Annotated in this window: 15 protein-coding genes; 9 read left to right on the top strand and 6 right to left on the bottom strand. The window is 72.1% G+C overall.

Going from position 1 to position 20040, the window contains the following annotated elements:
* Nucleotides 1-5 precede the first annotated feature (5 nt).
* Both FHT37_RS03075 and FHT37_RS03070 read left to right on the top strand, forming a co-directional pair.
* A complete protein-coding gene (locus FHT37_RS03075) occupies nucleotides 6-893 on the top strand; it encodes a carbohydrate ABC transporter permease (protein ID WP_183478778.1) in 888 nt (295 codons plus the stop codon).
* Nucleotides 894-906: 13 nt separating this feature from the next.
* A complete protein-coding gene (locus tag FHT37_RS03070; protein ID WP_183478776.1) occupies nucleotides 907-1974 on the top strand; it encodes an ABC transporter ATP-binding protein in 1068 nt (355 codons plus the stop codon).
* Here the strand turns inward: FHT37_RS03070 and FHT37_RS03065 are convergent.
* Nucleotides 1889-2833: a hypothetical protein gene (locus FHT37_RS03065; protein WP_221210950.1), complete on the bottom strand. Its 945-nt coding sequence runs from the start codon at nucleotides 2831-2833 to the stop codon at nucleotides 1889-1891. The two genes, FHT37_RS03070 and FHT37_RS03065, sit on opposite strands and share 86 nt — an antisense overlap.
* Before the next feature lie 102 nt (nucleotides 2834-2935).
* On the opposite strand from FHT37_RS03065, the gene FHT37_RS03060 reads away from it, so the two are divergent.
* From FHT37_RS03060 to FHT37_RS03035, 6 genes are all read left to right on the top strand, one after another.
* The gene (locus FHT37_RS03060) at nucleotides 2936-5026 is read left to right on the top strand and encodes an ATP-dependent helicase (RefSeq protein WP_183478774.1); all 2091 of its coding nucleotides are present in this window, start codon (nucleotides 2936-2938) and stop codon (nucleotides 5024-5026) included.
* Between the two features lie 126 nt (nucleotides 5027-5152).
* On the top strand, nucleotides 5153-6238 hold the full coding sequence (locus tag FHT37_RS03055) for a serine hydrolase (protein WP_183478772.1): 1086 nt from the start codon (nucleotides 5153-5155) through the stop codon (nucleotides 6236-6238).
* Nucleotides 6239-6328: 90 nt separating this feature from the next.
* Nucleotides 6329-7504 (top strand): FAD-dependent oxidoreductase, encoded by a 1176-nt coding sequence (locus FHT37_RS03050; protein ID WP_183478769.1) that lies wholly within the window; start codon nucleotides 6329-6331, stop codon nucleotides 7502-7504.
* Nucleotides 7505-7725: 221 nt separating this feature from the next.
* On the top strand, nucleotides 7726-8268 hold the full coding sequence (locus FHT37_RS03045; protein ID WP_183478767.1) for a hypothetical protein: 543 nt from the start codon (nucleotides 7726-7728) through the stop codon (nucleotides 8266-8268).
* Nucleotides 8269-8389: 121 nt separating this feature from the next.
* Nucleotides 8390-10366, top strand: a complete 1977-nt coding sequence (locus FHT37_RS03040; RefSeq protein WP_183478765.1) for an ABC transporter ATP-binding protein/permease — start codon at nucleotides 8390-8392, stop codon at nucleotides 10364-10366.
* Complete coding sequence (locus tag FHT37_RS03035; protein WP_183478763.1) at nucleotides 10363-10911, top strand: MgtC/SapB family protein; 549 nt, start codon at nucleotides 10363-10365, stop codon at nucleotides 10909-10911. Before FHT37_RS03040 ends, FHT37_RS03035 begins: the two co-directional genes overlap by 4 nt.
* 33 nt (nucleotides 10912-10944) lie before the next feature.
* Here FHT37_RS03035 and FHT37_RS03030 read toward each other — a convergent pair whose 3' ends face one another.
* Nucleotides 10945-13074, bottom strand: a complete 2130-nt coding sequence (locus FHT37_RS03030) for a hypothetical protein (protein ID WP_255489478.1) — start codon at nucleotides 13072-13074, stop codon at nucleotides 10945-10947.
* A gap of 154 nt (nucleotides 13075-13228) precedes the next feature.
* On the opposite strand from FHT37_RS03030, the gene FHT37_RS03025 reads away from it, so the two are divergent.
* Nucleotides 13229-13465: a hypothetical protein gene (locus tag FHT37_RS03025; RefSeq protein ID WP_091723810.1), complete on the top strand. Its 237-nt coding sequence runs from the start codon at nucleotides 13229-13231 to the stop codon at nucleotides 13463-13465.
* Nucleotides 13466-13579: 114 nt separating this feature from the next.
* Here FHT37_RS03025 and pdeM read toward each other — a convergent pair whose 3' ends face one another.
* The 4 genes from pdeM to FHT37_RS03005 all read right to left on the bottom strand — a co-directional run bounded on the left by pdeM (nucleotide 13580) and on the right by FHT37_RS03005 (nucleotide 19951).
* Nucleotides 13580-14263, bottom strand: a complete 684-nt coding sequence (gene pdeM, locus FHT37_RS03020; protein WP_183478760.1) for a ligase-associated DNA damage response endonuclease PdeM — start codon at nucleotides 14261-14263, stop codon at nucleotides 13580-13582.
* Nucleotides 14260-16932, bottom strand: coding sequence for a ligase-associated DNA damage response DEXH box helicase (locus tag FHT37_RS03015; protein ID WP_183481176.1), 2673 nt, complete (start codon nucleotides 16930-16932; stop codon nucleotides 14260-14262). The genes pdeM and FHT37_RS03015 overlap by 4 nt, the downstream gene beginning before the upstream one ends.
* Before the next feature lie 134 nt (nucleotides 16933-17066).
* Nucleotides 17067-18821, bottom strand: coding sequence for an ATP-dependent DNA ligase (locus tag FHT37_RS03010; RefSeq protein WP_183478757.1), 1755 nt, complete (start codon nucleotides 18819-18821; stop codon nucleotides 17067-17069).
* Nucleotides 18818-19951, bottom strand: coding sequence for a ligase-associated DNA damage response exonuclease (locus tag FHT37_RS03005; RefSeq protein ID WP_183478755.1), 1134 nt, complete (start codon nucleotides 19949-19951; stop codon nucleotides 18818-18820). Before FHT37_RS03005 ends, FHT37_RS03010 begins: the two co-directional genes overlap by 4 nt.
* Nucleotides 19952-20040: the final 89 nt, after the last annotated feature.

Genomic DNA, 20040 nt, shown 5'->3' with positions numbered 1-20040 from the left:
GCGACATGAGCCACACCCTTTCCCCCTCCCCGGCCGGATCCCGGCACCTGACCGCGCAGCGCCTGCTGCTGTGGGCCGTGCTGCTGGTCTTCGCCTTCTTCTTCCTGCTGCCGCTGTACGTGATGGTCAGCACCTCGCTCAAGAGCATGGACGAGGTGCGGAGCGGCACGCTGCTCTCGGTGCCGCTGAGCCCCTCGCTGGACGCCTGGTCCAAGGCCTGGCACAGCGCCTGCACCGGCACCGACTGCGGCGGGCTCAAGCCCTTCTTCATGAACTCGGTGCTGATGGTGGTGCCGGCCGTGCTGATCTCGACGGCGCTCGGCGCGATCAATGGCTACGTGCTCACCAAGTGGCGCTTCCGCGGCAGCGAGCTGCTGTTCGGGCTGCTGCTGTTCGGCGTGTTCATGCCGATGCAGGTCGTGCTCCTGCCCATGAGCCAGGTGCTGGGCACGCTGGGCATCGCCAGCTCGGTGTGGGGCCTGATCCTGGTCCACATCCTGGCCGGCATGCCCTCGACCACGCTGTTCTTCCGCAACTACTACGCCGGCCTGCCCGACGAGCTGATCAAGGCCGCGACGCTGGACGGCGCCTCGTTCTGGCAGATCTTCTGGCGCATCGTCGTGCCGCTGTCCACGCCCATCCTGGTCGTGACGCTGATCTGGCAGTTCACCTCGATCTGGAACGACTTCCTGTACGGGGTGGTGTTCTCCGGCGCGGACAGCAAGCCGATCACGGTCGGGCTGAACAACCTGGCCAACACGTCCAGCTCGGTCAAGGAATACAACGTGGACATGGCCGCGGCGCTGATCGCCGCGCTGCCGACGCTCGTGGTCTACATCGTCGCGGGCAAGTATTTCGTGCGCGGGCTCACCGCCGGCGCCGTCAAGGGTTAAGAGGAGTCAACGCATGGGCGCGCTCGCCATTTCTCAGGTCCGCAAGAGCTACGGCGCGGCGGACATCCTCAAGGGCATCGATCTGTCGATCGAGGCCGGCGAATTCCTGATCCTCGTGGGCCCGTCGGGCTGCGGGAAGTCGACGCTGCTGGCGATGATCGCCGGGCTGGAGCATCCGACCTCGGGCTCGATCCACATCGGCGACCGCGACGTCACCTACGCGCCGAGCAAGGACCGCGACATCGCGATGGTGTTCCAGAGCTACGCGCTCTATCCCAACATGAACGTCGCGCAGAACATCGCCTTCGGCCTGGAGATGCGCAAGGTGCCCAAGGCGCAGCGCGACGAGACGGTGCAGCGCGTGGCCAAGATGCTGCAGATCGGCCACCTGCTGGACCGCAAGCCGGGGCAGCTCTCCGGCGGCCAGCGCCAGCGCGTGGCGATGGGCCGGGCGCTGGCGCGCGATCCCAAGCTCTTCCTGTTCGATGAGCCGCTGTCGAACCTGGACGCGAAGCTGCGCATCGAGATGCGCGCCGAGATCAAGCTGCTGCACCAGCGCACGAAGACCACCACCGTCTACGTCACCCACGACCAGGTCGAGGCGATGACGCTGGGCGACCGGATCGCGGTGATGCGCGACGGCCTGGTGCAGCAGTTCGGCACGCCGGAGGAGATCTACACGCGGCCGGCCAACCGCTTCGTGGCCGAGTTCATCGGCTCGCCGACGATGAACTTCGTCAGCGCGCAGCGCGGCGCCGCCGGGCTGGCGGCCAGCGGCCAGGCCATGCCGGTGAACGCGGCGCAGCAGGCGGCGATCGGCGCCACCGGCGAGGTGCTCTACGGCGTGCGCCCGGAACACATCCGGCTCGCCGACGGCAACGACGGCGGCCTGCCCGGCGTGCTGAAGATGAGCGAGCCCACCGGCCCGGAAACCTACCTGCTGGTCGACACGCCGACCGGCCCGATGACCGCCCGCGTGGCAGGCAATCCCCACCTCAATGTCGGTGATGCGGTGCGGCTGCAATGGGCGGCGGAGTCGGCGCACCTGTTCGACGCGAAGGACGAGCGCCGTCTGGCGTGATCGGGCCGTCCGGCCGGTCGTTCACGCCGCTCGGATCGTTCAGGCCACTCGGGTCGTTCGTGCCGCTGGAGCGGCTCGGGCTGTTCGGACCCGGCGGCCGCAGGCGCAGCCAGACCGTCTGCGCCACGAGCGCCGCGGCGAGCCCCAGCGCGACCCAGGCGGAAGTGTCCGCCCCCGCCATCGGCGAGGCCCGCTGCTTCAGGTAGACCCCGACCAGGCCCCAGACCGCCGCCGCGGCGAAGGCCAGCGCCGCCGGTCCGGTGCCGGGCGCATGCAGCCGCGCATTCGCCACCAGCAGCAGCAAGGCGGCGAGCGCCCACAGCACCAGCGTCCACGGCAGCTGATCGACGGTGGGCAGCAGCTGCTGGGCGACGATCACCTGCGCGGTGTTCAGGAACGCCGCCAGCGACAGCCATCCGGCATGCAGCGCCAGCGGCAGCACCGCGAGCCATGAGGGCGCGCCGCGCGGCACCGCCCGCGCCAGCAGCATCAGCGCCCACAGCAGGCTGATCAGCGCCAGCCAGATGATGGCCAGCGCCAGCCAGAACCATTGCTGGGAGAACACGATCATCCAGCTCGCGGTGAGCGCGAAGCCGGCGACCACCAGCCAGTGGCAGCGATGGGAATCGCGGTGCCCTTCCCGGTCGGGCACCGGCTGGCCGCGCAGCAGCCAGGCCGTGGCGACGAGGTCGAGCAGGAAGATCACGCCCCAGATGGAGAAGGCGTAGCCGTCGGCGACGAGCAGGGTCGGGTAACGATCCGAGATCGTGCCGTTGTCGGGGCCGAAGACGCCGCGCTGCGAGGCCCAGGCCACGAGGGGCATGGACAGGGCGGCGAGGAGGACAAGCACTTGATGCATGACAGTAGGCGGGGAGTTTGCTCCGCTCGGGCAATGCGCGTACCCCCGGGACCACGTGGTCCGGCCATTCACTGTTTTTGCATACAGCTATGATGCCGCCCCATGTGTTCCGCCCTTGCCGACGCCCCGCCCCGCGCGGCCGACGTCTTCGCCGACCTGAATCCCGAGCAGCGCTCGGCGGTCGAGCACGGCCTCGATGAACACGGCGTTCCCGGGCACGGCCCGCTGCTGGTGATCGCCGGTGCCGGCTCGGGCAAGACCAAGACGCTGGCGGCGCGCGTCGCGCGCCTGATCCAGTCGGGCGCGGACCCGCAGCGCCTGCTGCTGCTGACCTTCTCCCGCCGCGCCGCCGGCGAGATGGAACGCCGCGCCGGCCGCGTGCTGCATCGCGCGCTCGGCCTGGGCGCCACGCAGGCGCCGCCGCGCTTCCCCTGGGCCGGCACCTTCCACAGCGTGGGCGCGCGCCTGCTGCGCGAATACGCCCATCGCATCGGCCTCGCGCCCAACTTCACGATCCTCGACCGCGCCGACGCCGAGGACCTGATGGGCCTGCAGCGCCAGACCCTCGGCCTGGCCGAGACCACCGAGCGCTTCCCGCTCAAGGCCACCTGCCTGACGATCTATTCGCGCGTCGTCAACAGCGAGGCGCGGCTGGACCAGGTGCTGCAGGACCACTTCCCCTGGTGCTTCCCGGTGCATGACGGGCTCAAGCGCCTGTTCAAGGCCTACGTCGAGGACAAGCAGCGCCAGCAGCTGCTGGACTACGACGACCTGCTGCTCTACTGGGCCGAGCTGATGAGCGACGACGGCCTGGCCGCCGAGCTCGGGGAGCGCTTCCAGCACGTGCTGGTCGACGAGTACCAGGACACCAACCGGTTGCAGGCGACGATCCTGCGCCGGCTCAAGCCACGCGGCGACCACCTGACCGTGGTGGGCGACGACGCGCAGGCGATCTACTCGTTCCGCGCGGCCGAGGTGCGCAACATCCTCGAGTTCCCGGTCCAGTTCGACCCGCCCGCGCGGGTGATCGCGCTGGAGCGCAACTACCGCTCCACGCAGCCGATCCTGGACGCGTCCAACGCGGTCATCGCGATGGCCCGCGAGCGGCACGAGAAGCGGCTGTGGACCGACAAGGCCTCGACCGAGCGGCCGCAACTGGTGACGGTCGACGACGAGGCGCGCCAGGCCCAATGGGTCGCCGACAAGGTGCTCGAGCGGCGCGAGCAGGGCCTGCGGCTGAAGCGCCAGGCGGTGCTGTTCCGCACCTCGAGCCACGCCGCGCCGCTGGAGCTGGAACTGACGCGGCGCAACATCCCGTTCGTCAAGTTCGGCGGCCTGAAATTCCTGGAGAGCACGCATGTGAAGGACGTGCTGAGCGTGCTGCGCTGGGCCGAGAACCCGCGCGGGCGGCTGGCGGGATTCCGCGTCGCGCAGTTGCTGCCCGGCTTCGGGCCGGCGAGCGCGCGTCGGCTGATCGACGCGATGTCGCCCGCGGCGGACCCGGTGCAGGCGCTGCGCGCATTCGAGCCGCCCCGCGCCGCGGCCGCGTCATGGTCGGCGCTGCGCGACCTGCTGGCCGGGCTCATCGGCGATCCGCAGTGGCCGATGGACCTGGAGTCGGTGGTGGAGTGGTACGCGCCCCACCTGGAGCGGCTGCACGACGACGCACCGGTGCGCCTGGCCGACCTGGAACAGGTCGCACGCATCGCGCAGGGCTACGGCTCGCGGGAGCGCTTCCTGACCGAGCTGACGCTGGACCCGCCCGAGGCGAGCAGCGACGAATCCGGCGTCCCGCTGAAGGACGAGGACTACCTGATCCTGTCGACCATCCATTCGGCCAAGGGGCAGGAGTGGAACGCGGTCTACCTGCTGAACTGCGTGGACGGCTGCCTGCCGTCGGACCTGAGCACCGGCGCGCAGGCGCAGATCGAGGAGGAACGGCGGCTGCTGTACGTCGCGATGACGCGGGCGAAGGAGCACCTGGCGGTGATGGTGCCGCAGCGCTTCTACGTCACGCAGCAGACGCGGCACGGCGACCGCCACCTCTACGCGAGCGTGTCGCGCTTCCTGCCCGGCAAGGTGGTGCGCCACTTCGACAAGCTGGGACCGGCCAACCAGACGCAGGCGGCGCTGCCGGAGCTGGTCAAGCCCGCGATGGACGTCGCGGCGAGGCTGCGCAAGGTCTGGGACTGAGTTCCTCCTGGGCGCCCGCGAGCGGCTGGTGCGTCGCAGGACGAAAAGCGCGGCGCACGCGTAACGCACGTTACGGCAGGCGCCGATGGACGCCCGGCGCGCAGCACTTAAACTTCCCGCCGGTCAATGCCTGACCCCGACGCCCTCCCCGGCCCTGCCCGCCTGTCACGCCTGCCGTCCACCGCCGTGTCGATCCGCCACACCGTCCTCCGCACCCTCGCCCACACCAACTGGCGCCTCGCGCTGCCGGCCCTGGCCCTGACCTGCGGCAGTCTGATCGTGCAGGCCGCCAGCGACGACCCCGAGGTCGTCGTCCCCACGACCGCGCCCACCTCGGCCGCGATCGGACCGACCGGCGTCGTGACGCCCGCGGTGCCGGCACCGATGGCCTCGGCGCCGTCGGCCGGCCAGGCACCGCAGACCGCCGCGGCTCCGGTGTCGCCCGCCACGCCGGTCGACGAACCGCTGATGAAGCTGCCGGTCAACGCCCGCCACATGCTGGTGATCGACGACAGCGGCCGCGTGCTGATGGCCAAGGATGCCGACACCGTCGTGCCCATCGCCTCGCTGACCAAGCTGATGACGGCCATGGTGGTGCTGGACGCCAAGCAGGACATGAACGAGGAGATCCGCATCGACGACGCCGACGTCGACCGCCTCAAGCACAGCCGCTCGCGGGTGCGCGTGGGCGCAACCATGAGCCGGGAGGCGGCGCTGGAGCTGGCGCTGATCTCGTCCGAGAACCGCGCGGCTTCGGCGCTGGCGCGCCACTTCCCCGGCGGGCTGCCGGCCTACGAGGCGGCGGTCGCCGCCAAGATCCGGGCGCTGGGCCTGTCGCACACGGCGCTGGCCGATCCGACCGGCCTGTCACCCCACAACACCTCGACGGCCGCCGAGGTCGCCCGCATCGCCGCCGCCGCGGCCCGCTACCCGGTGATCGCGCGCATCAGCAGCGACAAGTCCAGCGAGGTCGAGGTCAACGGCCGGCCGCGCGAGCTGCGCAACACCAACCACCTGGTCGGCGCCAAGGGCTGGGACATCCGCCTGTCCAAGACCGGCTACACCGAAGAAGCCGGCCGCTGCCTGGCGATGCGCATGAAGAGCGGCGGCCAGACCATCACCGTCGTGCTGCTCGACGCGGACGGCTCCGCGCAGCGCCTGCGCGACGCCGCCGCGATCCGCAAGTCGCTCGCCAAGATCGCCGCGGTCTGACGAGGCCGCGTCCCTGCGGACGCTGGCCAGTCGATCACCGCCGCATTCGATCGCCTCCGCCGGCTGGGACCGGCGATACAAGGAGTTCCCATGAATCGCCGCCACTGGCTCGGCGCCGCCAGCGCCTGGGCCGCCGCATGGCCGCTCGCCGCGCAAGCGGACGCGCCACCGCCCGCCGATCGCCTGCCCTTCGCCGAGCCGCCAAGGCCCGCGCGCATGCGGGTGTCGGCGGACCGCATCGTCGACATCACCGTCTGCACCCGCCCGTTCCGGGCCCAGGGGCCGCGCATCGAGGCGCAGCGACTGCACGGCAAGACCGTCATCCACCATTACGGCCACGGCGGCGCGGGCTGGTCGCTCTCCTGGGGCTCGGCGACGCTGGGCGCGCTGCCGCTGATCCGTCGCACCGGGGAGCGGCGCATCGCCGTGATCGGCTGCGGCGCGGTGGGCCTGACCACCGCGCGCGTGGCGCAGCGCGCCGGGCTGCGGGTGCGCATCTACTGCCGCGAGCGTCCGCCCGAGGTGGCCTCCACCTTCGCCACCGGTATGTGGTCGCCCGACTCGCGCGTGGTCACGGCCGAGCATGCGACGCCGGCCTTCAACGCGATGTGGGAACGCATGGCCCGCCACAGTTTCCGGGCCTGGCAGGACCAGCTCGGGCTGGCCGGCGCGCCGGTCGAATGGCGCGACGGTTATGTGCTGTCCGACCTGCCCTTCGACCAGCCGCTGCCCGCCGGACAGGGCGGCCATGGCGGCCCGGCCGAGCCCGACTATCCCGAGCTGCTGGACCTCATCCCCGACCTGCATCCGCGCTCCGCGCCGCTGAGCCCGGCGCAGCACCCGTTCCCGGTGCCGCATGCGCGCCGCTTCACCCAGATGACCTTCAACATCCGCCCCTACCAGCGGCTGCTGATGGAGGACTTCCTCCGCGAAGGCGGCGAGATCGTCACCCGCGACTTCAACGACGCGCGCGATCTGGCCGGCCTGCCCGAGCGCACGATCGTCAACTGCACCGGCTACGGCGCGCGGGCGCTGTTCCGCGATGACACGCTGATCCCGGTGCGCGGCCAGATCGCGCGGCTGGTGCCGCAACCGGAGGTGGACTACATGGTCGCCTGGCGCGGGCACAACCTGATGGTCGTGCCGCGGCGTGACGGCCTGCTGGTCCAGGCCCAGGGCGAGCACGACTTCAACAACCCGGACCGCAGCATCGATCGGGCGATGAGCGAGGCCGCCGTCGCGCGCTTGGCCGCTCTGTTCGTCTGAGCCGCGTCGCGGACGTTCCCATGAAACGCGTTCGTGACGTGATGCGTTGAGGTCGATCAAGGACCTCGGACCTTTGACCTCGCCGCCACACCGGGCTGTGCCGACGCCGACCTAGCATCGCTGGTTCCTCCCCTCTCAACAGGAACCCGCGCATGCATCACCGCTCTCCCCATCCGACCGCCAAGCCACAGCCCTCTTGGCATCCTGACTTCCCGCTGCTCATGCATCGCCTGGATGAGCACTCCGTCCACATCCACGAACTGCGCGGCGACGTCCGTGAGCTCAAGACCTCGATCGATGCCGTGCGCATCGAATCGCGCGACCAGGTGGATGCGCTGCGCAAGGACTCACAGCAGCAACTCGAGACCTTCCGCAAGGATTCGCAGCAGCAACTAGAGACCTTCCGCAAGGACTCGCAGCAGCAACTCGACACGTTCCGCAAGGACTCGCAGCAGCAGTTCGACACGTTCCGCAAGGACTCGCAGCAGCAACTCGAGACCTTCCGCAGGGAGTCGCAGCAGCAACTCGACGCCTTCCGCAGGGAAACACAGCAGCACCTTCGGGAGCTGCGTGCCGAGATCGCCAGCACGGTCCACTCCTGCGTGACCGCTGCGGTGGCTCCGCTCTGCGAGCGCTTCAACACGCTGAACGAGCGCGTCAACAACGCCGGGCTCGCGTCGGACGCGCGCCTGCTGAAGTGGTTCGCCGGCTCGGCGGCCAGCTCCTCGGGCTTGGCGATCATCGTCTCCCGGATGCTCTCGTGAGCCCGCCCGCGGCCCAACGCCACGCGCCCTCCTCCGTCACCGCCAGTAGGCTTCGTCCTACCCGCCCCATGACCCGTCGGAGCTACCGTCTAGCCATCTCGGCAGACCGGGTTCCGACCTCATGGTGTCTCCCTCCACTCCCGCGACGGACCTGCCGCCGTCCGGCGCTCCGGGTGCTTCGAGCGCCCGTTCACCTTCCGCGGCGACCGCTCCCGCGCCTTCCACCGCGGCGCCCAAGCGCCGGCGCCGTCGGCCACCGCGTCTCTCCGCGGCCGCCTGGCGCCAGTTCCTGCAGATCGCCAAGCCCTACTGGCTCGGCGACCAGCGCAAGGCCGCCTGGGGACTGCTGCTGCTCCTGATCGTGCTGATGCTGTGCGAGACCCAGCTCGCGGTGCTGCTCAACGCCAAGACCGGCGAGCTGACCTCGGCCCTGGCCGAACGCAACCACTCCCGCTTCTGGACCGCGGTGCGCGACAGCCTCATCGTCCTGGCCTTCGCCGTGCCGGTGTACGCCTTCTACTACTACATGCGGGACGCCTTCTCCAACCACTGGCGCCGCTGGCTCACCGGCCGTTTCCTCGACGGCTACCTCGACGGTCGCAAGTACTACGAGATCGGCACCGGCGCCGCCGGCGACATCGACAACCCCGACCAGCGCATCTCCGAGGACATCAACACCTTCACCGGCCGCTCCACCCACTTCCTGCTGCTGATGTTGGGCTCGGCGATGCAGCTGGTGGCCTTCTGCGCGGTGCTGTGGTCGCTGTCCAAGGTGCTGGTGGCCTTCCTCGCGGTGTATGCGACGGTGGGCACCTTCCTGGCGCTGTATGTCTTCGGCTCGCCGCTGATCCAGCTGAACTTCTGGCAGCTGCGCCGCGAGGCCGACTTCCGCTTCGGCCTGATGCGGCTGCGCGAGAACGCCGAATCCATCGCCTTCTACCGCGGCGAGCCGCAGGAGCGCGCCCACATCGAAGGCCGCTTCGAGTCCGTCTACCAGAACTACTGGAAGCTGATCCGCAAGCAGCGCTCGCTCAACCTCTTCCAGCGCGGCTTCAGCCAGCTGACGCTGGTCGTGCCCAGCGTGATCCTGGCCGAGCGCGTGCTGTCGGGCGATCTGGAGGTGGGCGCCGCCGTCCAGGCGGCCGGCGCCTTCGCGGCGGTGCTGACGGCGGTGTCCCTGATCGTCGACAACTTCGAGAGCCTGAGCCGCTTCGTCGCCGGCATCGACCGGCTGCATGCGCTGTCGGACGTGATGCATCAGCGCAAGCCCCGGGCGGAGCGCCAGCGCGAACGCATCGTGACGAGCCACGCGGACCAGCTCGCGCTGCGCGACCTGACGCTGTACACGCCGCACTTCGACCGGCTGCTGGTCGAGAAGCTCAACGTCGCGCTGCAGCCCGGTGAGAGCCTGCTGATCACCGGCGTCAGCGGCTGCGGCAAGAGCTCGCTGCTGCGCGCGATCGCCGGCCTGTGGCGCTGCGGCGAGGGCACCATCGAGCATCCGCCGCTGGAGGAGGTCTTCTTCCTGCCGCAGCGCCCCTACCTGCAGCCGGGCACGCTGCGCAGCCAGATGATCTATCCCGACACGGCGACCGGGCTGGACGACGACGCGCTGCGCGCGATCCTCGACGAGGTCGGCCTGCCGGAGCTCGCCGAGCGCGTCGGCGGCCTGGACGCCACGCAGGACTGGGACAAGCTGCTGTCCATGGGCGAGCAGCAGCGGCTCGCCTTCGCGCGCGTGCTGGTGCGCCGGCCGCGGATGGTGATCCTCGACGAGGCGACCAGCGCGCTGGACAGCGGCAACGAGCGCCGCCTCTACGAGCGGCTGTGCCGCGACGGCGTCACGCTGGTCAGCATCGCCCACCGCCACGGCGTGCTGCGGCATCACACGCACGTGCTGCGCCTGACCGGCGGCGGCGCCTGGCAGCTGCACGCGGCCGAGGGCTACGACTTCGATGCCGCTGAAGCCGAGGCCGAGGCCGCAGCCGCTCAGGCCGCGCAGACTGCCCAGGCCGCGGCCCCGGTCGCCGCGCCCGCGTCGGACGCCGTGACCGCGACGCGGCCCGCCTCGGCGCCGTGCGCCAAGGAGCCGCCATGAGCGCCGACACCTGGACCGAGATCGTCGACACGCTGCGGTCCGAGTTCTCGGACCTGCCCGATGCCGCGCAGATCACCCGCATCGCCGTGCGGCTGCTGCTGGCCGCGCTGCTGGGCGGCATCCTCGGCTACGAGCGCGAGCACCACGGCAAGGCCGCGGGCATCCGTACGCACATGCTGGTCTCGCTCGGCGCGGCGCTGTTCGTGCTGGTGCCGCAACAGGGCGGCATGCCGATGCCCGACATGAGCCGCGTGCTGCAAGGCGTCATCGCGGGCATCGGTTTCCTGGGCGCGGGGGCCATCCTCAAGCTCAAGGACGAGGAACAGGTCCACGGCCTGACCACCGCCGCCAGCATCTGGATGACGGCCGCCATCGGCATCGCCTGCGGCCTCGGGCGCGAGGCCACCGCGGTGTTCAGCATGCTGCTGGCGCTGCTGATCCTGGCCGTGCTGCCGCTGTTCACCCGGCCGTATCCCCGCGATGACGGTGGGCGTCGCGAAGACGCGCGCGGCGACGACCGGCGAGCGTCGCCGCGTGACGACTGATCGTCGCCACGGACGGGGACGCGGCGGCTGGCGCTACAGCGAGGGTTCCGACACCGCTGCCGCCGGCGCGCCCGCTGGCGCCCCCTCGTCGCGCGCGGTGCGCCGCATCTCCGGCAGCTTCACCGCGTGCGGCACCGGCTGCGGCCGCTTCGTGAGCGAGCCGCCCAGGCGCGTGCTCAGCTTCATGCGGTTGTTGATGGCCCAGCCGCTGGCATCCAGGATGGGTCCGAGGCTGCGCTGGCGCAGCTTGAGCCAGGCGATCAGCATGCTCGGCCCGGAGATCGACAGCACGATGCCCAGCACCGCGAGCGGGATCCACCAGCCCAGGTCGACGAAGCGACCGAAGATGCCGACGATCACCGTGCTGATGCTGCCCAGCGCGACCCCGATCGCGGCGACGGTGCCGACGTCCACCCGCCGCCCCGGCACCGGCAGCCCGGCCGGCAGTCCGGCCGGCGGAACGCCCGCCGCGCCAGTCGTCGCCGGCGCGGCCGCGGGCTGGTCCACCGTGGCGATGCGCCCGGCCCACTGGCCCAGGCGCCCCTGCTGCGTCGAATCGCTGGCGGCGGCGCGCTTGGCCACCTGCTCCTCGACCAGCCGCACCAGCTTCTTGTAGGGCGACAGGAAGGCCTGGCCGACGCTGATCGGGTTCTCGATCACCTTGACGATGCGCGCGTCCCAGTCGTGGCCCTCGCGGTCGTAGAACAGCCCGTTGCGGCCGACGAAGAGGAAGTCGACGTCGCCCGCGCTGACCACTGCGACGATGGTGCGCTTCTGGTTGAGCCGCACGCACTCGCAGTACGCGAGGTAGGCCTTGGCCAGCCCCGCGATGGGCGCGTGCCGGGCGGGATCCACGACCTCCACGGCGAGCTCGCACGCGCGACCGTCGATGAACAGCGTGCCGGCCTGGAAGACCGCGCCGCGCCCTTCGTAGAAGTCCTCGAAGGAGACGAAGTTGCGCGCCAGCCGCAGCAGATCGCGCTGGAGCAGCAGCAACTTCTCGAGGTCGTTGAGCGCCGCGTGCCGGGGCGCGGCCGCGCGGTCCTCCACCACCTGCGCCAGCAGCCGGGCGCGGGCCGCCTCCGGCTGAGCGCCCGCCAGCGCGCTCAGCGCCTCCACGCCGAGCGCGGCCACCGGCCCGGTGGGCTGGCGCTTGAGCCATTCGCGGCAGGCCTGGACCTGCTCCTTCAGCGCGCGCCAGTCCGCTTCGACGAGTTCGTCGGCATCGCGTCCGAGCAAGGGCCGCACCGCCTGCTCGCGCAAGGCCGCCAGCGCCGCACGCCAGGCGGGATTCGCGCGCGCGTCGAGCGGCAGCGCCGCGCCCGCCGCGACCGGCGCCGCCGGCAGCTGCTTCAGCGGTCCCGACTCCAGCGACAGCAGGCCGGCCGCATGCTGCTTGAGCTGCTCGGGTTCGGTGGCGTTGAGCGTCGCGGCGACGCTGGCGTCGTAGCTCGCCAGCCGGCAGCGGGCGAAGAAGTCCTCCACCTTGTCGTGGACCGCCTGCACCGCCATGGCCGCGGCGCGTCGACCGGCGCAGTCAGCCTCGCCCTCGGCATGCCAGGCCTGCACCGCGGCGGCCTGGTCGAAGAAGGCCTGGATGCGGGTCTCGTCGATCCCGGGCTCGCCGCCGGCATCGGCGACCGCGCCCAGCGCGTCGGCGACGGCCTGCGCCAGCGCGCGGTCGGTCGGGTCCTCGAAGGCCGCGACCGGCACGATGCCGTCGCCGTTGTGCCGCTCCGCGACGAGGTGCGACTGGCGCTCGCGGATCTCGTCCAGGCCGATGTCGGACCGCTCGGCCGGCGCGGCCTGTCCTGCCAGCGCCAGCGTGCGTCGCAGCTCCTCGGCCAGCGCCCGTCCCTCCTCGGTGTCGGACAGCGACGCCGCCGCCAGCCGCGATTCGCCGCGCAGCAGCGGCTGCCAGTCCTTGAGCCGCGCGCCGACCCATTCGCAGGCGGCGATCAGCTCCGGCGCGCGGATGCGGCCATCGCGATCGAGGTCGATCAGGTCGAGGGTGCGTTCGTCGAATTCGAGGCCGCGCGTGGGACAGGCCAGCGCGACCCAGCGCTTCTGGTCGAGGTCACGGAGATGGAGGAGGTCGTCGCCGGTGTCGATGCGTGCCTGATCGGCGCCGCCCGCCCGGAAGAATCGCCAGGGGTGTGTCATGGGTGCGCAGGATGCGGCAAGCGACATGCCGCCGCCGGCACGACGCCCTGCGCCCGTGCGAGTGCCGGACCGTCCCCCGCATCCGCGACTCGGGAATGACAGTTGCCGCCCGGTGGGTTAGGGTCGCCGGGTCGGAGGCGCTCCGGAGCTCAGCATGGACCTCGATACCGTCTCATACGTCTTCCAGAGTCTGGAGGGCACATTCACGATCAAGCCGCGGCTGTCACGGCGTTGGCGGGTGAAGCACGACAGCATGCCGTGGGGGGATTCCTTCGCGACGGCGGAGGAAGCCGCGAAAGCGCTGGCCGAGCGTTTCGCCGTGCCAGCCAACCTGCAGGAATGGACCGAGATCGGCGACTTCCACACCGACGTCGGCGGCTTCCAGCCCTGACACGCCACGTCGCCTGCCTCATCACCCCCTCATCACCCCCTCGCCACCCCGGGCGTCATCCGCCTCGCGCGCGCCGCGCCGCTGAAGGCTCCCTCTCCCGCTTGCGGGAGAGGGTCAGGGGTGAGGGTCGGCCCACACCGCCCCACCCCCGACGGCATGGCACCTCGCCCCAGGCGGCAGCCCCTCCACGGTGGTCCCGGTGAACGCCCCGAACGCCGGCAGGATCATGAGCCCCTCCACCTCGCAGAAGCACGGCAGCCGCTGACGTTCATGCGCGCGGCCATGCAGCGTCATCGCGGGATGCAGGTGACCCGCGAGCACATAGGCCTGCGCCACCCGCCGCGGGTGATGACAGGCCGCGAAGGGCCCGAGGCGATGCGGCTCGTCCGCGAGCTCGAATCGCAGCGTCGCCGGCGGATCCCCCGCATGGTTGTCGTGGTTGCCGCGGATCAGCAGGCAGTCGAGCCCCGCATGGCGTTCGCGCCAGCGGTGCGCCGGATCCAGCACCCCGGCCTGCCGCGCGGCCGCCGCGTGAAGGAAGTCGCCCAGCACCACCAGCCGGGCGGCCCGCACGCCGTCGACCAGCGTGCTCAGCCGATCGAGGTTGTCGCGCGTGGTGCCCGCGGGCACCGGCTGGCCGAGCGCGCGAAAGCTCGCGGCCTTGCCCAGATGCACGTCGGCGACGAAGACGGTGCGCGCCGCCGGCCACCAGAGCGCGCGCTCGGGCAGCAGCCAGACGCGCTCGCCGGCCAGCGTGGTCGCGAGCGCCCCCGCCGGCGCATCGATGTCCGGCGTCATCGCCCTCGCCTCGCCCGCTCGCCGCGCGGCCGCCGACGCGCCGGCGGCGCTTCCCCACGGGCTTCCAGCGCGAGCGACTCCTGCACCGTCGCGATCGCGAACTGCGGCGAATCCTGCTTCGCGAACACCGCCAGCGCGCGCTCGGCCGGCTCGCGCGCGGTGCCGACCGCCTCCCCGCCGGCGCTGCGCTCGAGCTCCGAGACCATCCGCGCGATGCGATCCCCCAGCGACTCGTTGCTGAGCTTCTCGCGGAAGCGCTCGACCATCAGCGGAAACGCCAGCGGCGTGGGCTTGCGCAGCGCATGCACCTGCAGGGTCTGCCCCGCCATCCGGCCCAGCGCCTGGGCCAGGCGGCGCACGTCGAGCTCCTGCGTCAGCAGCTCGCGCTCGGCCTGCGCCAGCAGCAGGTTGCCGGGGTCGTGCTGCTGGAAGACCTCGAAGAACAGCGTGGCGGAGGCCTGCAGCTGCCGGTTGCTGCGGCGTTCGCCGGGATGGCTCTGGAAGATCAACCCGGCGATGCGCGCGATCTCGCGGAAGCGGCGGCGCGCCAGTTCGGTCGCGTTCAGGCTGGCCAGCACCTCGTGCAGCAGCGTCTCCAGCGGCGGCACGCTGAGCAGTCCCGGCAGCCGCTCGGCCCAGTCGATGGGCTTGGCGCTGAGCAGCTCGATGCCGTAATCGTTCAGCGCGATCGAGAAGGTGCCGGTCTCCGGCTGCGCCGCGCGCCAGGCGATCAGGCCGGCCAAGCCCAGGTGCACCTGCCGGCCGGCGAAGGGGTAGAGGAAGAGGTGCCAGCCCTCGCGCGACTTCAAGGTCTCCGCCACCAGCACGTCGGGCGCGGGCACGCCGGACCAGCGCCGCTGGATGTCGATCAGCGGGCGCACGCAGGCCATCTCGGGTGAATCGAAGCGACCCGCGTCGGCCTCGGCCAGCTCGCGCAGCACCGCATCGGCCAGCGTGCTGGACAAGGGCATGCGGCCGCCGTTCCAGCGCGGCAGCGCGGCCCGTCCGGCGGTGGCGCGCCGCACCAGCGCCGTCATCTGCTCGACCCGCACCAGCTCCAGCAGGCGGCCGCTGAACATGAAGGCATCGCCGGGGCGCAGCCGCGCGATGAAGCTTTCCTCGACGCTGCCCAGCTTGCCGCCGCCCAGGTACTGCACGCTGATGGACGCGTCGCTGACGATGGTCCCGATGTTGACGCGGTGGCGTCGCGCCAGCCGCGCGTCCGGTACGCGCCAGACGCCGTGCTCGTCGGGCACCACGCGGTGGTAGTCCGGGTAGGCGGTCAGCGAGGCCCCGCCCTGGCGCACGAAGTCCAGCGCCCAGCGCCAGTTCGCGTCGTCGAGTGCCTCGTAGGCGACGGTGCCGCGGACCTCCGCCAGCAGCGCGTCCGGTTCGAAGCCGCCACCCAGCGCCACCGTGACCAGGTGCTGCACCAGCACGTCCAGCGGCTCGCGCGGACTGTGCCGGGCCTCGATGCGGCCGGCGCGCACCGCCGCGCGCGCGGCGGCGGCCTCGACCAGCTCGAGGCTGTGCGTGGGCACCAGCGTGATCCGCGACGGCCGGCCCGGCGCGTGGCCGGAGCGCCCCGCGCGCTGCACCAGCCGGGCCACGCCCTTGGCCGAACCGATCTGCAGCACGCGGTCGACCGGCAGGAAGTCCACGCCCAGGTCCAGGCTGGAGGTACACACGGCGGCCTTGACGCGGCCCTCCTTGAGGCCGAGCTCCACCCACTCGCGCACCTCGCGGTCCAGCGAGCCGTGGTGCAGCGCCAGCACGCCGGCCCAGTCGGGGCGCGCCTCCAGCAGCGCGCGGTACCAGCGCTCGGCCTGCGAGCGCATGTTGGTGAAGACCAGGCAGCTGGCGCTGGCCTCGATCGCCTCGACCACCTGCGGCAGCATGCGCAGCCCCATGTGGCCCGCCCAGGCGAAGCGCTCGGCGGTGGCGGGCAGCAGCGTGTCGATGACCAGGGTCTTGTCGGTCTCGCCGTGGACCAGCACGGCGTCCGTGGCGGCGTCCGCGGCGGCCGTGCCGAGCAGCGTCCGCAGCGCCTCGTCGAGGTTGCCCAGCGTCGCGGACAGGCCCCAGGTCATCAGGGCCGCGTCGCGCCCGGCGCCGCGCTCGGCCCGGAAGCGACGCAGGCGCGCCAGCGCCAGCTGCGTCTGCACGCCGCGCTTGTTGCCCATCAGCTCGTGCCATTCGTCGACCACCGCCAGCCGCACCTGGCCGAGCTGCTCCCGCGCGTCGGCCCGCGACAGCAGCAGCGACAGGCTTTCCGGCGTCGTCACCAGCACGGTGGGCAGCCGCCGGTCCTGCGCGGCGCGCTGCGCGGAGCTGGTGTCGCCGCTGCGCAGCCCGATCGTCCAGCCCGGGCAGAACACCGCCATCGGGCGCGTCAGGGCTCGCAGCGTGTCGGCGGCGAGGGCGCGCATGGGCGTGATCCACAGCACCGTCAGCGGCGGCGCGACGGCCTTGCCGCCGTGCTGGCGCGCCTCGCCGCCGATGGCCTCGCGCAGCGTGGCCAGCGCGCCCAGCCAGATCGCCAGCGTCTTGCCGCTGCCGGTGCTCGAATGCAGCAGCCCGCTGCGGCCCCGCGCGATCTCGTCCCAGACCTGGCGCTGGAACGGGAACGACCGCCAGCCTTGCTCGGCGAGCCAAGCGTCGATCGACATGCCCTCGCTGACGACACCGGCATCGCTCGCAGTACCCGCGTTGCTCACGGCCTCCACGTCGCTCGCGACCTTCGCGTTCCGTCTGGCCTTCGTTTTGCTCACGGCTTCCGCGTCGCCGCCTGCTTTCATCGCGCTCACGGTGCGGCCTCGTCCGCGTCTTCGAGCAAGCCCTGCTCCGGCGCTGCGCCCGTTGCCGGCGGCGTCCGCGGCGCCGCGCGGACGATGGCCGCGTCGCCGCCGCCGGCGGGCAGCAGCGCCTGCAGCGTCTGCAAGGTGTCCGCCTCCTCGACCGGCTTGTCCTCGCGCCGGCGCAGCATGCGCGGGAAGCGCACCGCGATGCCGCTCTTGTGCCGGCCGCTGCGGGCGATGCCCTCGAAGCCGAGCTCGAACACCATCGTCGGCGTGACGCTGCGCACCGGGCCGAAGCTCTCGATCGTGGTGCGACGGATCGCCGCGTCGACCGCCTGGATCTCCGCGTCGGTGAGGCCCGAATAGGCCTTCGCGAACGGCACCAGCTGGCGCGCCGGATCCTCCTGCGGGCCGTTCCAGACGGCGAAGGTGTAGTCGGTGTAGAGGCTCGCGCGCCGGCCATGGCCGCGCTGCGCGTAGATCAGCACCGCATCCACCGACAGCGGATCGATCTTCCACTTCCACCAGACGCCGACGTCCTTGGTGCGGCCGACGCCATAGCGCGCGTCGCGCCGCTTGAGCATCATCCCTTCGACGCCCAGCGCCCGCGCCTGCTCGCGCTCGCGCGCCAGCGCCGCCCAGTCCGCGCCGCTCACGAGCGGGCTGAGCTCGAGCCCCGGCAGCGGATGCGCGGCCACCAGGCGCTCCAGCCGCGCGCGACGCTCATGCTGCGGCAGATCGCGCAGGTCCTGGCCGTCCTGCTCGAGCAGGTCGTACACGCACAGCGCCACCGGCAGCTCGCGCAGCAGCTTCGCGCCCAGCGTCTTGCGGCCGATGCGCCGCTGCAGCTCCGCGAAGGGCATGGCGCGGCCGTCGCGCCAGACGAGGATCTCGCCGTCGAGCACCAGGCCGTCCGGCAGCGCCGCGCCCATCGCGGCGAGCTCGGGGAAGCGCTCGGTGACCAGCTCCTCGCCGCGCGACCAGATCGCGACCTCGCCGCCGCGCCGCACCAGCTGCGCGCGGATGCCGTCCCACTTCCACTCGACCAGCCAGTCCGCGGCCGGCCCGATCGCCGCGTCGAACTGCTCGACCGGCAGGGCCAGCGGATGCGCGAGGAAGAAGGGATACGGCTGCAGGCCGCGCGCGCCACCGTCGCCGGCCGTGGCCTGCGCCGGCGCGACCAGCGCGGCATGGTCCGCCGCGGTCGGCCGCGCGCCGACATGCGTGTAGCCCATCAGCCGCTGCGCGACCAGCTTGGCATCCACGCCGCCGACCGCCGCCAGCGCCTGCGTCACCTGCAGCTTCGACACGCCGACGCGGAAGGCGCCGGTGATCAGCTTGAAGTAGACGAAGCGCTGCTCGACCGCCAGCGAGGCCCACTGGCTCTGCAGCGCCAGCGCGAGCGCCTCGGGCGGCTGGCCGCGCAGCGGCAGCAGATGCTCGGTCATCCAGACGGACAGCGGGCGCTCGACCACGTCCGTCGGCTCGGGCAGCAGCAGCGCGATCGTCTCGGCCAGGTCGCCGACGGCCTCGTAGCTCTCGTCGAACAGCCACTCCGGCAGGCCGGCCGCCAGCCGCGCCTGCTCGCGCAGCAAGCGGGTCGGCACCAGCTGCCGCGGCTTGCCGCCGGCCAGGAAGTACACCGCCCAGGCCGCATCCGCTGGCGGCGCCTCGCGCAGGTAGGCCTGCAGCGCGGCCTGCTTGGCCAGGCTGGACGTCGAGGCATCCAGCTCGCGGTACAGCGCGGCGAAGGCCTTCATGACGGCGGCGCTCCTTCCGCAGGCTCGGCGGTGCCGGCGGTGTCGGCGGTGTCGGCGGTGTCGGCGGTGTCGGCGGTGTCGGCGACGGCATCGTCCTCCTGGCCGTATTCGGTCGCGAAGGCCTGCGCCTGCAGGCCCTGCTCGTTGAGCCATCGCACCAGCACCGGCACGCTGCCGTGGGTGACGAAGACGCGCTCGGCGCCGGTGCCGCGGATCGCGGCCATCAGGCCCGGCCAGTCGGCATGGTCCGAGACCACGAAGCCGCGGTCCACGCCGCGCCGCCGGCGCGTGCCGCGCAGCTGCATCCAGCCGCTGGCGAAGGCGTCCGCCGGATCCGCGCCGAAGCGTTTCATCCACGGCGAGCGCGCGGCCGACGGCGGCGCGATCACCAGCGCGCGCGACAGCGCCGCCTTGTCGAGCGCCGGGTCGGCCGCATGGAAGGTCGGCGGCAGGGGCACGCCGGCGGCGCGGTAGACGGCATTCAGCGGCTCGACCGCGCCATGGCTGACGATCGGCCCGATCGAGGCATCCACGCCATGCAGCAGCCGCTGCGCCTTGCCCAGCGCATAGGCGTAGAGCACCGACGCGCGTCCCGCCGCGGCATTGCGCCGCCACCAGTCGTCGATCTCGGCGAACAGCGCCGCCTGCGACGGCCAGCGGTAGATGGGCAGGCCGAAGGTGGACTCGGTGATGAAGGTGTCGCAGCGCACCGGCTCGAACGGCGCGCAGGTGCCATCCGCCTCCAGCTTGTAGTCGCCCGAGGCCACCCAGACCCGGCCGCCATGTTCCAGCCGCAGCTGCGCCGAGCCCAGCACATGGCCGGCCGGATGCAGCGACAGCCGCACGCCGTGGTGCACCACGGCCTCGCCGTAGGCCAGGGTCTGCAGGGTGATGTCCTCGCCGAGCCGGCGCCGCAGGATGGCGGCGCTGTCGTGGTGGGCCAGGTAATGGGCATGGCCCCAGCGCGCGTGGTCGCTGTGGCCGTGGGTGATCACGGCGCGGTCCACCGGCCGCCACGGGTCGATGTAGAAGTCGCCGGGCGGGCAGTAGAGCCCCTCGGGGCGGGCGACCACCAGGTCGCCCTGCCCCGACCCGTCGCCGGTCGCTTCGATGCTGGATGGCAGGCCCATGTCGGCCGATGCTAGCCAGGACCGGCGCCGGCCGCTGTAGGACGAGCCCGCGTCCGGCCCGACGGCCATCACCCGCCCGCCATCCGCGC

It is taken from the genome of Mitsuaria sp. BK037, assembly GCF_014193045.1.
Taxonomy (GTDB): domain Bacteria; phylum Pseudomonadota; class Gammaproteobacteria; order Burkholderiales; family Burkholderiaceae_C; genus Roseateles.
The sequence above is the reverse complement of the archived record's forward strand: the minus strand, read 5'-3'. Positions and strand labels throughout refer to the sequence as shown.

Coding starts and splice junctions, on each gene's coding strand:
- FHT37_RS03040 (WP_183478765.1), top strand. CDS start 8,390: ATGGTGTCTCCCTCCACTCCCGCGACGGACCTGCCGCCGTCCGGCGCT.
- FHT37_RS03050 (WP_183478769.1), top strand. CDS start 6,329: ATGAATCGCCGCCACTGGCTCGGCGCCGCCAGCGCCTGGGCCGCCGCA.
- FHT37_RS03055 (WP_183478772.1), top strand. CDS start 5,153: ATGCCTGACCCCGACGCCCTCCCCGGCCCTGCCCGCCTGTCACGCCTG.
- FHT37_RS03005 (WP_183478755.1), bottom strand. CDS start 19,951: ATGGGCCTGCCATCCAGCATCGAAGCGACCGGCGACGGGTCGGGGCAG.
- FHT37_RS03035 (WP_183478763.1), top strand. CDS start 10,363: ATGAGCGCCGACACCTGGACCGAGATCGTCGACACGCTGCGGTCCGAG.
- FHT37_RS03010 (WP_183478757.1), bottom strand. CDS start 18,821: ATGAAGGCCTTCGCCGCGCTGTACCGCGAGCTGGATGCCTCGACGTCC.
- pdeM (WP_183478760.1), bottom strand. CDS start 14,263: ATGACGCCGGACATCGATGCGCCGGCGGGGGCGCTCGCGACCACGCTG.
- FHT37_RS03015 (WP_183481176.1), bottom strand. CDS start 16,932: ATGTCGATCGACGCTTGGCTCGCCGAGCAAGGCTGGCGGTCGTTCCCG.
- FHT37_RS03025 (WP_091723810.1), top strand. CDS start 13,229: ATGGACCTCGATACCGTCTCATACGTCTTCCAGAGTCTGGAGGGCACA.
- FHT37_RS03030 (WP_255489478.1), bottom strand. CDS start 13,074: ATGACACACCCCTGGCGATTCTTCCGGGCGGGCGGCGCCGATCAGGCA.
- FHT37_RS03065 (WP_221210950.1), bottom strand. CDS start 2,833: ATGCATCAAGTGCTTGTCCTCCTCGCCGCCCTGTCCATGCCCCTCGTG.
- FHT37_RS03045 (WP_183478767.1), top strand. CDS start 7,726: ATGCATCGCCTGGATGAGCACTCCGTCCACATCCACGAACTGCGCGGC.
- FHT37_RS03070 (WP_183478776.1), top strand. CDS start 907: ATGGGCGCGCTCGCCATTTCTCAGGTCCGCAAGAGCTACGGCGCGGCG.
- FHT37_RS03060 (WP_183478774.1), top strand. CDS start 2,936: ATGTGTTCCGCCCTTGCCGACGCCCCGCCCCGCGCGGCCGACGTCTTC.
- FHT37_RS03075 (WP_183478778.1), top strand. CDS start 6: ATGAGCCACACCCTTTCCCCCTCCCCGGCCGGATCCCGGCACCTGACC.